Raw genomic sequence first — 15,063 nt, 5'->3', positions numbered from 1 at the left:
GCTGAGCCGGTACGTCGGCAAAGGATTGCCGACCTACATATCGGGATCCCTTACACCGAATCGAAAAATGCTCTAATCGACGGCCAACTTATATCGACGTGCGCCTAACCCATCCTACGAAATCCCGGTTGCCATGACGCATCAAAAGATTCGTAGATGATGGGTAGAGCATTTGTAGGTCGGCAATCCTTTGCCGACGACCCCATTGGCCCAACCGCACTCGCGAGTACCCGCACAGCAGGTATGAAAATGTTCTAGCGGCCGGCCCCATCGAGCGCAATCACCTTGAGCCCGTCCTTTTCCGTAGCCCAGGACACATAAACCCGGTCGCCGTTGGCGTGCAGGAAAGGGTTGTCAGCCCCGCTTTCGGTTTCGGCCAGAACGCGCGGTTCGGTCCAATTCGCTCCGCCGTTGGTCGAGCGCATGGTCTTGAGCTGATTGTTCTTGCCGTCGAACTCCAGCCAAACCAAATCCACCCGCCGCCCCACGCTCAAGACGTGCGGATGGGCCGGCATGGCCGCCGGATTCCCGAACTTGATCGGTTGGGTAAAGTGCGAGCCGACATCGTCGGAATAGGCATAAAACAAACCCGTCGCGTCGGGCGCGGCGCTATACCAGGTCAAGTGATAGCGTCCATCCCTGGCGATCGACAGCCCTGGCCCGTGGTGGGGACAACCTTCTATGTGCCAGTTTTCATGCGTCACCCGAACCGGCCGGCCCGGCTTGTCCCAATCGGCGAATTTGAGCAGCGCATGGTCGCGGATATTCTCGGGATAGACGTTGCGCCAGACGATGAGCGGCAAGCCGTCGATGTCGATGGCGGCCTGCAGCCGGCAGCACTGACAGGTGTAATCGGCCGCCTTGACATTCGGCTTGAAGCTCTTGCCGCCGTCGTCGGACCAGGTGTAATAGAGAGAAGAACCGTTATACGGCTGGTTCTTGGCCTTCGCGGCTTCGACATCCCTCGCGTCCAGCCAGGCAATGAAGATCTTGCCGTCGCGGCTGATCGCCAGACTGTCGAAAGAATGGCCGATGATGTCCAGGTTGTCGTTAACCGTGACCGGCTTGGAGAACGTCTTGCCGCCATCCACGGAGCGGGCGAAGCGGATATAGCTGCTGAAACGTTTTTCCAAACCTTGCGTCCAGGTGAGATAAATCTCGCCTTTCGGGCCGATCGCGATCTTGGGTCGGCTCTCGCCGTGAGCCAAAACGTTTTCCGGCTCGCGATTGACCGCCACCGGCTTGCTCAAGGTCTTGCCGCCATCCTTCGAGGACTGAACATAGATTCGCCCTTGCTGGACCCATGAAAGCCATAACCGACCGTCGGCATCGAATACCACGCTGGGCGTCCGCGCGCATTTTGGTGTCGGAGCGGCCGCCGAATCCTTGCAATAAGCGGGTTGAGAGGAGGACGGGGCGCTCCCGTGCCCGGCCCAGACGAATTGGCTGACCAGGGCCAACGCCGGCAAGCCGACCAATCTGCAAAACACATTCATCAATCTTCACCTTTTCCGGGTTAACACAACCTCAAACGGAAAATAACCGAGAAATCCCTGTCGGGCTAGGCGCCCTGGAGGGACCTCGGGTGGAAAAACGGCGGGCGAGAAGCAGGGCCTCCTCCGCCGCTGGTTGCCAAGCAATCAGTAATCTATCGAGATGCCCCCGAAGATCGTGCGGTCGAAACCGGGATTCAGGATAGCGGTCCCGCTCCGAGTTGCCCTATCAGCCACGCTCGTGCTGGCGACCCATTTTTCGTCCGTGAGGTTACGTCCTTCGACAAACACGTGATAGCCGAGTTTATTGAACGTATTCTTATAGCCGGCACGGGCGCCAAACAAGGTATAAGCAGGCGCCTTGAGGGTGTTGGCGTAGTCCACGTAATAATTGCTGGTCATGCGGATATTCGGGCCGATGTAGAAACCGGAGGGATGTTCGTACACGGCTTCCGCGCCGCCGAAATGATTGGGCGCCCCCGGAATGTAATTGTCGCCGTAGGCGGAATCGTTGTCGTACAGGAATCGCTGATAGGTATAGGTCAATCGCACGCGCAGCAGATCATCCCCCATCAAATCCAAAGGAATGAGAGCGCCCGTACCGACTTCGACGCCCGTATGTGTGGTCTTGTCGGCATTATTGGTGCTCGTCTGAGTCTGACCGGGCAGCAGCGTGGAGAGAATCTCGTTGTTGATCCAGGAATGGTAGACGGCGAGGTCCCAATTGAAGACGCCTGCCTCGCCGCGGGTCCCCACTTCGATCGTCGTCCCCTCCTGCGCATCAAGAGCAGATTCGCTGCTTGTTTGATTCAGCCGCGGATCCCGGAACGCCAATTGGGTATTGGTCGGCGGCTCGTAACTGCGGCTGAAATTGGCGAAGAACTGTTGCTTCTCGGTCGCCTGCCAAAGCAGCCCGACCTTGGGACTGAAGGCGGTGTACCAGCGAGACGCATCCGTCTCGAAGGCGTTGCCGATCTGTGACGTGGGCACGAAGAAATCGGTCAGGCTGCGCCGCTTGGCATGAATGAATTGACCGCCCACCACGAGATCCAGGCTGGAGGTCAATGCGAAACGATCTTCCCCGAAGATTTCGATGTTGAAGGCCTCGCTCTTGGCGTTATTCAGCTTGGTGCCGATCTCCGCGCCCGGCAGGGTGTTGTCCACCGTGCCGTAGGACTTGCCCCAGCCGAAGAAGCCGCCCAGCACGAAGCTGTTACGCGAACCGAACAGCGATCCGTCGTGAGTGAAACGCCAACTGAGGCCGGCGTCCTGCTGCCGGTTGCGGTTGAACGAGCCCGCCAAATTGCCGTAGTCGATCAGAAGACCGCCGCACGCGGGATTATTGATCGTCACGATGCCCTCCGAATCCGGCGTTCCCCGGCAAGGCGAGTTTCGGTTGAAAGAATTAAAAGGCGATAAGGGGTGCCACAGCCGACGATTTTCGTACCAAGCCCCCACCGTCAGCACGTCATCTGGCGTGAACTTGATGGTATGCCGGACATCGCCGCGCAAGGTCTCGAGGTTACGTTGAACGTCGAGGGTTTCGAATTTATTGAAGAACGATCCCGGCGATAGACCATTCTGGGCTTGGTAAGGGTCATCATAATACTGCTCGAACGAAAGAGACCCCGGCAGCTGCAGCTGGTTCTTGCTGGCGAACAGATGCACGCGGGTTTCCTGATCCTCGTTCCAGCGGTAACCGAAATTGGCGTAGCCTCTGGAAATATCCTCTTCGCTATGGTCCCGGAAACTATTGTTGTAGGTCCCGGTATAAGAAACGAAATAATCCAGATCCTTGTTCAGCACGCCGCCGACCATCAGTTGGGGACGGTAGTAATCGTGCGAACCGGTGACGAAGGTCGTATGAATGCCCGGCGTATTGCGGCCGTTGCGCGAGACGAAGTTCACCGCACCGCCCAAGAAGGCCGAACCGTATTGCAGGGCGTTGGAGCCGCGATAAACCTCGGTGTAAAGCGCGTTCATCGGCTCCAGAAGCTCCGGATTGGTAAAGCCGTCGGTTCCGGTGAGCGGCAGGCCGTCGCGCAGATAGCGCAGCCCCGCCGAACCGAAAGTCAGCGAAGTTCCGGCGCCGCGCACCAGAATACGGGTTTCGGAATTGCCGTATCGGCTTTGAGAAAAAACACCCGGCGAATAACTCAGGACATCGGCCACGCCACCCGGCGTCGGGCGGCTGCGGTACTCTTCGGAATGGATGAAGGTGGTTGCGCCCGGAACCTGGGAAAGCTTGTACTTGGCCGTTTCCGCGCTGGGCGTTGTCAGCGATTCCCCGGTTTCTTCGGGGGCCGTCACTTCGATCGTCTGCAAACGATGTTCTTCGGTATGATCGGCGACAGCGAATCCGGAAAACAATAAATTCAGACTGAAAACCGCCATCCCAACACGAAATGGCGATATCAATACATCCTCCTGCATCTTCATATTTATTTTTTCTTTTATTAAGACCGAGCCTTTTAATAGGAAAATTCGTGCCACTCCTTTTCGTCAGCAACCATCCGGTCCACAGCGGCCATGCACGCTGCCGACAGGCAAGAACTGCGTGATATGCCACACCTCGATGTGTCAAATACCGATATCGCTTTCCGCCAAATCGCTCTTCCCCACCGGAAACGAACATGAGCAATTTTCATTTAGCATTTATTTTCAACGATCTATAAAATACGCCGCCACAACGCGATGCTGTCCAGGAACGGAGTCTCCGTGAAACCCAAGATGGGATATCCGGATTGCGTCATATCACACAATCGGGCATGCGCGATGAGCTCATTTGTACCGACAGCCTAGATTTGGCGAGCAGCGCTCCACTCAACTTGATATGGACCGATATTTGCTAAGAATAGATGGTCATAGCACCGGTATTTAGACGTTTGGGATTAAAATCCGTATGTAAAATGCTTACACAGTAAAAATTCTCGTTATTATTCTCAATTTGAGTTGTACCCTCCAATTTCTACCGAACCATCACTCGCACATCTGTATATGACTTCGATGTCCGCCGACACCAAGCAAGGATGTCGCTCGTGGCTGGAGACCGCTTTCTCGATCGCTGCCGCAGCGGCACTGCATGCCGCGGTTTGGGCCGCCTGGCTCGCCGCCCCGGTAGACCGGGAACCGGCGGAAACTCCACCGCAACTGCTGGAAGTCTCGCTTGTCGCGGCACAGCCCGAAGCCAGTCCCGAGCCGCCCCAACCGCAGGTACAACAGCCGCCGCCCAAACCCGAGCCCAAACCGGAAAAACCCGCACCGAAAAAACCGGACAAACCTAAACCCAAGCCCAAGCCTAAACCGGTGGCTCGGCCGACACCGGCACCCGAGCCCTCTGAAACTCCGACGCCCAGCGCGCCGGCCACTGTCCCGACCGCGTCGACCCAGGGCAAGCCGGCCGCACCAGCCCCTGCGCCATTCGTCGAAGCCTCTTACAAGGCGCCGGGCCTGAACAATCCGCCGACGCGTTACCCACGTGTCGCGTTGGAAAGACGCTGGGAAGGCAAGGTCACCTTGCGCGTTCAAGTCATGCCGAACGGCTCGGCGGGCGAGATCAAAATCGAAGGCAGCAGCGGCCACGAGATTCTGGACGACGCGACCGTGGATCAGGTCAAGAACTGGCGCTTTATCCCCGCGCGCAGGGGCGACCGGGCCGTGGTCAGTTGGGTTATCGTCCCGATTGAATACAAACTAAAACGATGAAAAAGGCTATCGCATGATTCAGATCTCTTCTACCGATATCGTTCAGATCACCTTAGGGGTGCTGATCGGATTTTCCGTCATTACTTGGAGCATCATCTTTTTCAAGAGCTGGACGCTCTGGAATATCGGCCAGCGCAACCGCGGCTACAGCAAAGACTTCTGGGCGGCGCCGGATCTCGCCACTGCCTCGGGTCTGGAACATTCGGCGAGTGCCTTGGGCCGCATCGCAGGAGCAGGATTCGGCGTTCTCAAGGACATGCGCAGCAAAACCTCGCGCATGCTCGAGTGGAGCGGCGACATCGAGTCGATTCTGGAACGGTCCCTGCGCCAACAGATCAGCCGAGAACGCAAGGATCTGGAACAAGGGCTGTCCATGTTGGCCAGCATCGGCAGCACGTCGCCCTTCGTCGGGCTGTTCGGCACGGTATGGGGCATCATGCACGCTTTGCAGGACATCGGCGAGGCCAAATCGGCCAGCCTGGATGTGGTCGCCGGCCCGATCGGCGAAGCACTGGTCGCCACGGCAATCGGCATCGCAGCGGCCATTCCGGCGGTATTGGCTTACAATTTCTTTTTGAGACGCATCAAGCTATGCGAAGCGGACCTCGAATATTTTGCCACCGACTTCCTTAATCTCGCCGTGAAGACAGGCCTTAAAGCCGACGGGAGCGAGTAACCATGGGATTCAAAACCGATTCGTCTTCCGATCGGGAGGCCATGAGCGAAATCAACGTGACGCCGCTGGTCGACGTCATGCTGGTATTGCTGGTCGTGTTCATCGTCACCGCACCGCTGCTGACCCAGGCGGTGAAAGTCGATTTGCCGAAGACCGAAAAAACCGACCCCGCCCCCGACAAGCACCTCGCCACCATCGCCATCGACGCCCAGGGTCAGATCACCTTGAACGATCAGCCGCAACCGCTGGAAGCCATGGAGCAGCTTCTGCGCGATCTGCAACAGGCCGATCCGGAACTGATCGTGCAGTTCCAGGCCGACACCGCCGTTCCCTACGGTCGGGTCGCGGAAGCCATGGCCGTCGCTCACAAGGCAGGCATTACCAAGCTCGCGTTTGTCACCCGGGAGTGACCGCTTTTGCGGCACCAAATGCCTCCATTCCCATCGCGAATATCCAGGCTCTTGGAAAACCCGAAATCGGTATGCAATATTCATGGCATAATTGCTTCATTTTGAGCAGTTCACACGCATGACGTCGAGCTTACAGCGCACCACACTCGCCACGACCTACGATGAAGACAGCCTGTGCCGGGCCGGACTCAAGGTCGTACGGACCGAGGCCGAGGCGGTAGCCGCCTTGATGGGGCGCATCGACGGTCATTTCGCGGCGGCCTGCAAACTCATACTGGCCTGCAAGGGCCGGATCGCGGTGACCGGAATGGGAAAATCCGGCCACATCGGCGGCAAGATCGCCGCCACTTTGGCGAGTACCGGTACGCCTGCCTTCTTCGTGCACCCCGGAGAAGCCAGCCATGGCGATTTCGGCATGATCACGGCGCACGATGTCGTTCTGGCCTTGTCGAATTCGGGGGAAACCCCCGAGATTTTGGCCATCTTGCACCTGATCAAACGACTCGACGTTCCTTTGATCGGCATGACAGGCAACCCCAAATCCACGCTGGCCAGGCAATCGCTGGTGCATATCGACACATCCGTAAAGGAAGAAGCCTGCCCGCTCGGTCTGGCCCCCACATCGAGCACGACCGCGACGCTGGCGATGGGAGATGCTTTGGCCGTCGCATTGTTGGAAGCGCGAGGATTCACCCGGGAGGATTTTGCATTCGCGCATCCGGGAGGGAGTCTCGGACGGCGACTGTTAACCCGGGTGCAGGACGTCATGCACACCGGCCCGGAAATTCCGGCGGTGCCGGAAACGGCCCTGGTACGCGACGCGGTTCTGGAAATGACGGCGAAAAAGCTCGGAATGACCGCTATCGTCGATAGCGACTATCGAGTGCTCGGAATTTTTACCGACGGCGACCTCCGGCGATTGTTCGAAAAGGCCGGCGATATTCACACCACGCCGATCAATGAAGCCATGACACAATATTGCACCAAAGTTTCGGCCGAACTGTTAGCCGCGGAATCGGTACGCATCATGGAGGAAAAGCGGATCAGCGCTCTCTTGGTCGTCGACGAGGAGAACAGGCTGATCGGCGCACTCAATATGCACGATTTGCTGAGAGCCGGGGTGGTTTGATGCCCGAGCATGCGCCTCAAGACGTGCTGGCTCGCGCGGCCGGCATCCGCCTGGTCATTTTCGATGTGGACGGCGTTCTGACCGACGGCCGGCTTTTTTTCGACCAGCAAGGCCAGGAATACAAAAGCTTTCATGCCCGCGACGGTCATGGCATCAAGTTGCTTCAGGGGACGGGCGTAGCGACGGCAGTGATTTCCGGTCGGCGTTCGCAGTCGGTGGCGCTGCGCATGGAGAGCCTCGGCATTCGTCATGTCTATCAGGGGTACCAAGACAAACTGGACGCGTTCGAGCATCTTCGCAATGAGCTGGCGCTGGCTCCCGATGAAATCGCCCATGTCGGCGACGATCTCCTGGATCTGCCGATCATGCGCCGAGTCGGACTGGCGGTGGCGGTAGCGGACGCCCACTTCAGCATTCGACAGCATGCCCACTGGGTTACGCCCAGTCCCGGCGGAGCGGGCGCCGCACGGGAAGTCTGCGATCTCGTTATGAAAGCCCAAGGCACCTTGCAAGGCGTTATCGAGAGTCATTTCTGATGAGCATTTTTGCTCTGAGATCGCTGGTAACCTATCTGGGATTGGCCACCCTGGCATTGTTTACCTGGTGGCTTGCCGGCGTTTTTATGCCGGCCGAAGAATCTGCCGGACCGAGAACCCACGGAACGATCGATTATTATTCAAAAAACCTGAGTCGTACGCTGATGGACGAAAACGGCAAACCGAAGCAACTGCTGTTTGCCGTAAACCTTACCCATTATGTGGATCAAGACCGTACCGAATTGGTACAGCCGGTTCTGACGCTCTACGGAAAAGACGGACCGCCGTGGGTCATTCATTCCGATAACGCCCTCATGCCGGGCGAAAGCGATACCATATTTTTGAACGGAAACGTCCTTATTCTGCGCGAGCGGGACGAAAACGGCCGTACGCTGAAAATCGTCACCCAGAACGCCAGAGTCCAACCGGACAACAACTACGCCGAAACCGACGAGTTCATACAGGTACTGAGTCCGCCGGACGAACTGACCGGCAATGGCGCACGAGTTCACTTCGGCGATGATTTAAAAGTCACGATTCTTTCCAATGTACGAAGAAAGCATGAATTCCCCTAAGAGCCGCCGCTGCAACTCGGTAGACCCGAGCGACAGCCCCGGATGCGAGACCTACCGTTTTTATCCAATCGCAAACGGCGTCTTCAGGAAGGGGCTGGCCGGTGCTCCCGGCCAGGCCGTTTGCGATTGGAGCACCGGAATGACCCTTCCAATACGTATTCAGCAAGCGTTCCCTGAAAGGACCGTCGGTTTTATTTCAACCCTGCTGATCGCCTTATGGTTTTTATTCGCCGCTGAGAACACGTTCGCATTGGACAGCGACTCGAAGCAGCCGATTTATATCGAAGCCAACACGGCGACTTACGATGAAAAGACCGGCCAAACCGTATACACCGGCGATGTGAAAGCCACTCAAGGCAGCCTCGATGTTCAAGGCGACCAAATGACCGTTTATCAGAAAGGCGGCCAGACAGAGAAAATTATCGTTACCGGAAATCCCACCCGGCTGAAACAAACCCCGGAAGGCGGCAAGGAAGACATTCACGGGACCTCGCAACGTGCCGATTATTTTCCGGATACCGGAATACTGATCCTCTACGACAAGGCATTGGTCTGGCAAGGACAGAATTCGACCGCCAGCGACATCATCGAGTACGACACCAAAAACGGTTTATTCAAGGCCGGCAGCCCCACCACCGGCAGCAAACGCGTACATGTAAAAATGCAGCCGAAAGAGAAATCCGAATAAGCGATGGCGATTCTAGTTGCTACCGATCTACTCAAACGCTACAACAAGCGCAATGTCGTCAACGGTGTCTCGCTGCAAATCCACAGCGGAGAAGTCGTAGGCTTGCTGGGGCCCAACGGGGCCGGAAAAACCACCAGTTTTTACATGATCGTGGGGGTAATACGTCCGGATAGCGGTACAATCTACCTGGACGAACACAACATCACGAATCTCCCCATGCATGCCAGGGCGCAACTCGGCGTAGGCTATCTGCCGCAGGAGCCTTCGATCTTCCGGAAGTTGACCGTAGCCGACAATTTGCGGGCGGTATTGGAATTGCGCAAAGGATTGACCAACGGACAGCGAGAGCTGGTGATCGAGGAGCTTCTCGAGGAATTCAGTATCGGCCATCTGCGCAACCAGCCCGCCCTGGGACTCTCGGGCGGAGAGCGCCGAAGAGTGGAAATCGCGCGGGCACTGGCCTGCGAGCCGCAGTTCATGCTGTTGGACGAACCGTTCGCGGGGGTCGATCCGATCTCGATCATCGACATCCAAAAGATCATCGAGCACCTGAGAGACCGCGGCATCGGTATTCTCATTACCGAACATAACGTGCGCGAGACGCTCGGAATATGCAACCGCGCCTATATCCTCAGCGGAGGCGTCGTGATCGCAGAAGGCACGGCGCAAGACATAGTACAAAACAAGGAAGTACGCCAAGTTTATCTGGGCGAACATTTTTCCCTTTAGACAGTCCCTTTCATGGTTAGTACCTGTGCACTAGAATGGTTCTGATTTTTCACTCTCACACTGCCAACGCGCATTTCTGGACGTAAAGCTTCATGAAGCAAACTCTGCAACTCCGGTTGGGTCAGCAGCTGACCATGACCCCCCAATTGCAACAGGCTATCAAGCTGCTGCAGTTGTCAAGCCTGGATTTACAGCAGGAAATACAACAGGCGCTAGACTCGAACATGATGCTCGAAGTGGCGGAAGACGAAGGCAGCCACGGGGAGTTTCATGACTCGGTAGAAACCCCTGCCCCGTCCAGCGAGCCGGAATTCAAGGAGTTGTCGAATCTCGACGCCCAAACCGATATCCCCCAGGAATTACCGGTCGATACCTCATGGGACGAGGTGTACGACAGTTTTCAGAGCTACTCCGTCGCGGCCTCAGATTCGGACAGCGACGATTTCATTTTTCAGCGGGCGCCGGCCCAGTCCTTGCAGGATTACCTGCACTGGCAGATGGAGCTGACGACGTTCAGCGAACAGGACTACGCCATCGCCACGGCGATTATCGACGCTATCGATGACGACGGCTATCTGACGGTCAGCGTGGAAGACATCCATCAGGGCCTCGTCAATCAAATCAACGGCTTGGAGATCGAGGAAGTGACGGCCGTTCTGCATCGGGTTCAGAATTTCGATCCGCCCGGAGTGGCCGCGCCGGACCTCGCGAATTGCCTGGCGATCCAATTGAATCAGCTGCCCGATGACACTCCGTGGAAAAAGGAGGCGTTCACGCTGGTGACCCGGCATCTGGAGCTCCTGGCCAAGAAAGATCTGGCCAAGCTCAGACGCACGCTGGAGCTGTCCGAAGAGGATCTGAACCACGTGGTGGCTTTGATCCGTACTTTGGAACCCAAACCCGGCCGCAAGATCTCTGCCTCGGAATCTCAGTACGTGATTCCCGATGTGTTCGTGGTCAAGCAGGGAAACGATTGGATCGTCGCTCTCAACCCCGAAATTTCGCCCAAGCTGCGCGTCAATCCGTTTTATTCGGGCATGATCAAGCGCGCCGACAACAGCGCGGACAACGTCACCATGAAGAACCATCTGCAGGAAGCGCGCTGGTTCATCAAAAGTCTGCAAAGCCGGAACGACACCCTGCTGAAAGTGGCTCGCTGCATCGTCGAACGCCAGAAAGACTTTTTGGAATACGGCGAGACGGCCATGAAACCGCTCGTTTTGCGAGACATCGCCGAAGAAGTGGGAATGCACGAATCCACCATTTCCAGGGTTACAACGCAGAAATATATCCACACGCCGAATGGCGTCTTCGAATTCAAGTACTTCTTCTCCAGTCATGTCTCGACGAATGCCGGCGGAGAATGTTCGGCAACCGCCATCAAAGCATATTTGAAAGAAATCATCGAAGGCGAAGATCCGCTGAAGCCTCTGAGCGACCACACGATCGCAGCCATGCTGAAGGGACGGGGCATCAACGTGGCGCGCCGCACCATCGCCAAATATAGGGAAGCCATGGCTATTCCGCCGTCCAACGAAAGAAAACGTGTTTTTTGATAACAATCATCCAAAACTAGGGAGATCATCATGCAAATCAGCATCACCGGCCATCACATCGACGTAACCGAAGCCCTGAGAAATTACGTCATGGAAAAAATGCAGCGGATCGAACGTCATTTCGACAAGATCGTAAATGTGCACGTGGTGCTCGAAGTGCAAAAACTGGCTCAAAAAGCGGAAGCGACGGTGCAAGTCAACGGCGCCAGCTTGTTCGCTCAGGAGGAAAGCGAGGATCTGTATGCCGCCATCGACGGCATGGTCGACAAGCTCGATCGACAAGTCGTCAAACATAAAGAAAAAGTTCAAGAGCACTGACCACTCGCCCCACAGCACATTCGTTTTTTCGGCTGATATAGGCGTGAGCAAAACGTCGCCATGAAACTCGTCATCGTCAGCGGTTTATCCGGGTCGGGCAAGAGTATCGCGCTGGAAACTCTAGAGGATTCCGGTTACTACTGCATCGATAACCTGCCGGTCTCGCTGTTCGAATCTTTTATACGGCAAGCCGTGATCAGCAACCCGGGAGCGTTCCGGAAAACCGCGATCAGCATCGATGCCCGAAATCAGAGCGCGAGTCTGGACCAGTTTCCCCTGACTTTGGAACTGGCCGACAGGTTCGGGATAGAGTGTCAGATTCTCTTTCTACAGGCGGAGACCGACACTCTACTCAAGCGTTTCAGCGAGACCCGCCGCAAGCATCCGTTAACCGATTCGGCTCGTCCGCTCAGCGAAGCGATCGAATTGGAGCGTAAGCTGCTGGAACCGGTCGCGAGTCGCGCCCATCTCCTTGTAGACACCACTTACACCAACATACATCAGTTGCGTGAACTGATAAGAGGCCGTCTCGGAGCGAAGCAGGAGCATTCGATGTCCTTGTATTTCCTGTCTTTCGGCTACAAGAACGGCATTCCGCTCGACGCGGACTTCGTGTTCGATGCGCGCTGTCTACCCAACCCGCATTGGGAACCCAGCCTGCGCAGCAAGACCGGTAAAGACGCGGAAGTGATCGAGTTTCTCGCAAACATTACCGAGGTTCAAAGCTACCTGGACGACGTCGTCGCCCTATTGCAACGCTGGATACCCCGGTTCGCGGACGAAGACCGCAGCTATCTGACCGCCGCCATCGGATGCACCGGCGGACAGCATCGTTCGGTCTATCTGGTGGAAGCGCTGGCAGAGCGCTTCCGTTCGGATACGTACGATATTCTCGTTCGGCATAGGGACTTGAATTAGCCCCGACGCCGGACCGCACGGACATCGGGTCTGGCGTTTTTCCGGGCCACAGCCGGTTTCGTTATAATTCCCACGGTCGAACGGTGCGGAATCATGCTTTCAATTTCAAAAACACTACCGCTTATTTTTCTCAGCCTCCTTCTGGCTGCCTTCACGCCGGCCTACGGAGCCAAGAAAACGGCGCCGGCGCCGAAATCCCAACCCAAGGCAAGCGCCGAAGCGAAGCTCGATAAACTGCCCATCGCTTATCTCGCGCAGGACGCTCAAAGCCCGCCGGTCCTGCCTTTTTTCGAGCAGGCGGTCACCGACGGAGGGCTACAGGGCGCACGTCTCGGCATTCAGGACAACAATACCACCGGCCGCTTCACCCGCCAGAACTTCAGCGTGCGTGAAAGCATCGTGCCGCCGGACGGCGATGTTGCCGCAGCATTCAAAGCCCTGCTGGCAGACGGCCATAGACACATCCTCCTCAACCTGGAGTCCACAAAGATCCGCGAACTGGCGGCTTTGCCCGAATCGCAAAACGCTCTGCTGTACGATATCGCCAGCCGGGACGATGAGCTCCGCGGCGAAGCCTGCCGCCCCAACGTACTCCACCTTTTGCCCAGCCGAGCGATGCGCGCCGATGCCTTGGGGCAATACCTGGCGAAGAAGCGCTGGAACAAGTGGTTCCTGGCTGCCGGACCCAACGATGGCGACAAGCTTTACGCCGAAGCGGTTAAACGCGCCGCCAAACGTTTCGGAGCGAAAATCGTTGCGGAAAGGACCTGGCAACACAGCTTCGACGAACGCCGCACGCCGGAATCCGAAGTACCGGTTTTCACCCAGGGCGTCGACTACGACATACTCATCGTCGCCGACGAATCGGGTTTATTCGGCGATTTTCTTCCTTATCGCACCTGGCAGCCGCGCCCCGTCGCCGGCACTCAAGGGCTGGTGGCGACCGCTTGGCACCGGACGCACGAGGCATGGGGCGCGCTGCAATTGCAGAACCGTTTCCGCGATCAAGCCGGCCGCTGGATGACCGAGGAAGATTACGGTGCGTGGCTGGCGGTTCGGGCCATCGGCGAGTCGGCCACGCGTACCAAATCGGTCGATTTCGACAAGGTGAAAACCTTTATGCTCGGAGAAGAATTCGCCCTGGCCGGATTCAAGGGCGTGCCCTTGTCGTTCCGACGCTGGAACGGCCAATTGCGGCAACCGGTGCTGATCGCTTCCGAACGGTCGATGGTAGCCGTCGCTCCGGTGGAAGGCTTTCTCCATCCCAAGAACGAATTGGATACCCTGGGTTACGATGAACCCGAGTCGAAGTGCCGCTTCTAAGCCGCGCAATAAATCCCAGTCTTACCAGAGGAAACAATCGATGAAAAAACTGATGATGTCGGCCCTTTTGCTGGGAGGAATGGCCTCTAGCTCCGCTTTCGGCGAAACGGTCTTCGTCACCTTGGAAAAAGACAATGCTCTGGCCGTGGTCGATGCCGCGCAAGGAAAACTCATAAAAACCGTCAAGATCGGGAAACGCCCTCGGGGCATCGTGCTGAGCAAGGATCAACGCCGGCTCTACGTCGCGGCCAGCGACGATAACACCATTCAGGTCATCGATACGGAAAGCTTGAAAGTGGTCGGCAAACTGCCTTCGGGGGAAGATCCGGAAACCTTCGCGAGGGACCCCGAAGGCCGGTTCCTGTACGTCTCCAACGAAGACGACAATCAGGTGACCGTGATCGAGATCGCCTCCAAGAAGGCCGTCAAAACCGTTCCGGTCGGGGTTGAACCGGAAGGCATCGCGGTCAGCCCGGACGGGAAATGGGTGGTCAGCACCAGCGAAACGACCAATATGGCTCACTGGATCGACCGCAGTAGTCTCGACATCGTGGACAACACGCTGGTCGATCCGCGTCCACGCGCCTGCGCATTCACCGACGACAGCCGGCAGCTCTGGGTCACTTCGGAAATTGCCGGCACCTTGACCGTATTCGATGTCGACACCAAACAGCCGGTCAAAAAGATCGGCTTCAAGATTCCCGGCGTCACTCAGGAGAAAATCCAGCCGGTCGGCATTCGTATCGATAAGGATCGACGTTACGGGTACGTGGCCTTGGGACCGGCGAACCGGGTAGCCGTCATCGACGCGCAAAAGCTGGAAGTCGTCGACTATCTCCTGGTCGGTCAGCGGGTTTGGAACCTCGAATTTTCGCCGGATCAATCCCGGCTCTATACCACCAACGGCGTGAGCAACGACATTTCGATCATTGATCTCAAACAGCACAAGGTTCTGAAGTCCGTCGCCGTGGGCCATTACCCATGGGGGCTCGTCGTTAAACCTTGAA

Annotated in this window: 15 protein-coding genes; 13 read left to right on the top strand and 2 right to left on the bottom strand. The window is 56.9% G+C overall.

The features are described from left to right. Positions 1-254: 254 nt before the first annotated feature. Complete coding sequence (locus ACR2R1_RS21460) at positions 255-1,496, bottom strand: sialidase family protein (protein WP_434111857.1); 1,242 nt, start codon at positions 1,494-1,496, stop codon at positions 255-257. A gap of 144 nt (positions 1,497-1,640) precedes the next feature. Further along, positions 1,641-3,932, bottom strand: a complete 2,292-nt coding sequence (locus ACR2R1_RS21455; protein WP_434111855.1) for a TonB-dependent receptor family protein — start codon at positions 3,930-3,932, stop codon at positions 1,641-1,643. A 558-nt stretch (positions 3,933-4,490) separates the two neighbouring features. On the opposite strand from ACR2R1_RS21455, the gene ACR2R1_RS21450 reads away from it, so the two are divergent. The 13 genes from ACR2R1_RS21450 to ACR2R1_RS21390 all read left to right on the top strand — a co-directional run bounded on the left by ACR2R1_RS21450 (position 4,491) and on the right by ACR2R1_RS21390 (position 15,062). Beyond that, positions 4,491-5,198 (top strand): energy transducer TonB, encoded by a 708-nt coding sequence (locus ACR2R1_RS21450; protein ID WP_077728086.1) that lies wholly within the window; start codon positions 4,491-4,493, stop codon positions 5,196-5,198. Between the two features lie 13 nt (positions 5,199-5,211). Next, complete coding sequence (locus tag ACR2R1_RS21445; RefSeq protein ID WP_077728085.1) at positions 5,212-5,874, top strand: MotA/TolQ/ExbB proton channel family protein; 663 nt, start codon at positions 5,212-5,214, stop codon at positions 5,872-5,874. 2 nt (positions 5,875-5,876) lie between these two features. Next, positions 5,877-6,284: an ExbD/TolR family protein gene (locus ACR2R1_RS21440; protein WP_077728084.1), complete on the top strand. Its 408-nt coding sequence runs from the start codon at positions 5,877-5,879 to the stop codon at positions 6,282-6,284. Between the two features lie 118 nt (positions 6,285-6,402). Next, complete coding sequence (locus ACR2R1_RS21435; RefSeq protein WP_077728132.1) at positions 6,403-7,413, top strand: KpsF/GutQ family sugar-phosphate isomerase; 1,011 nt, start codon at positions 6,403-6,405, stop codon at positions 7,411-7,413. Then, complete coding sequence (kdsC, locus tag ACR2R1_RS21430; RefSeq protein ID WP_077728083.1) at positions 7,413-7,949, top strand: 3-deoxy-manno-octulosonate-8-phosphatase KdsC; 537 nt, start codon at positions 7,413-7,415, stop codon at positions 7,947-7,949. Before ACR2R1_RS21435 ends, kdsC begins: the two co-directional genes overlap by 1 nt. Beyond that, positions 7,949-8,524, top strand: coding sequence for an LPS export ABC transporter periplasmic protein LptC (gene lptC, locus ACR2R1_RS21425; protein ID WP_077728082.1), 576 nt, complete (start codon positions 7,949-7,951; stop codon positions 8,522-8,524). Before kdsC ends, lptC begins: the two co-directional genes overlap by 1 nt. After that, positions 8,511-9,212, top strand: a complete 702-nt coding sequence (lptA, locus tag ACR2R1_RS21420) for a lipopolysaccharide transport periplasmic protein LptA (RefSeq protein WP_434111852.1) — start codon at positions 8,511-8,513, stop codon at positions 9,210-9,212. The genes lptC and lptA overlap by 14 nt, the downstream gene beginning before the upstream one ends. Positions 9,213-9,215: 3 nt before the next feature. Further along, a complete protein-coding gene (gene lptB / locus ACR2R1_RS21415) occupies positions 9,216-9,941 on the top strand; it encodes an LPS export ABC transporter ATP-binding protein (RefSeq protein WP_077728081.1) in 726 nt (241 codons plus the stop codon). Between the two features lie 92 nt (positions 9,942-10,033). Further along, positions 10,034-11,497: an RNA polymerase factor sigma-54 gene (locus ACR2R1_RS21410; RefSeq protein ID WP_077728080.1), complete on the top strand. Its 1,464-nt coding sequence runs from the start codon at positions 10,034-10,036 to the stop codon at positions 11,495-11,497. 30 nt (positions 11,498-11,527) lie between these two features. Continuing rightward, entirely contained in the window at positions 11,528-11,815 is a 288-nt protein-coding gene (hpf, locus tag ACR2R1_RS21405) for a ribosome hibernation-promoting factor, HPF/YfiA family (protein ID WP_077728079.1), read from the top strand. 60 nt (positions 11,816-11,875) lie between these two features. Then, positions 11,876-12,733 (top strand): RNase adapter RapZ, encoded by an 858-nt coding sequence (gene rapZ / locus ACR2R1_RS21400; protein ID WP_077728078.1) that lies wholly within the window; start codon positions 11,876-11,878, stop codon positions 12,731-12,733. 93 nt (positions 12,734-12,826) lie between these two features. Continuing rightward, positions 12,827-14,056: an ABC transporter substrate-binding protein gene (locus ACR2R1_RS21395; RefSeq protein WP_434111849.1), complete on the top strand. Its 1,230-nt coding sequence runs from the start codon at positions 12,827-12,829 to the stop codon at positions 14,054-14,056. A 40-nt stretch (positions 14,057-14,096) separates the two neighbouring features. After that, on the top strand, positions 14,097-15,062 hold the full coding sequence (locus tag ACR2R1_RS21390) for a PQQ-dependent catabolism-associated beta-propeller protein (protein WP_347257393.1): 966 nt from the start codon (positions 14,097-14,099) through the stop codon (positions 15,060-15,062). Position 15,063: the final 1 nt, after the last annotated feature.

It is taken from the genome of Methylocaldum sp. GT1TLB, from assembly GCF_051027445.1.
In the GTDB taxonomy this organism is placed as follows: domain Bacteria; phylum Pseudomonadota; class Gammaproteobacteria; order Methylococcales; family Methylococcaceae; genus Methylocaldum.
The sequence above is the reverse complement of the archived record's forward strand: the minus strand, read 5'-3'. Positions and strand labels throughout refer to the sequence as shown.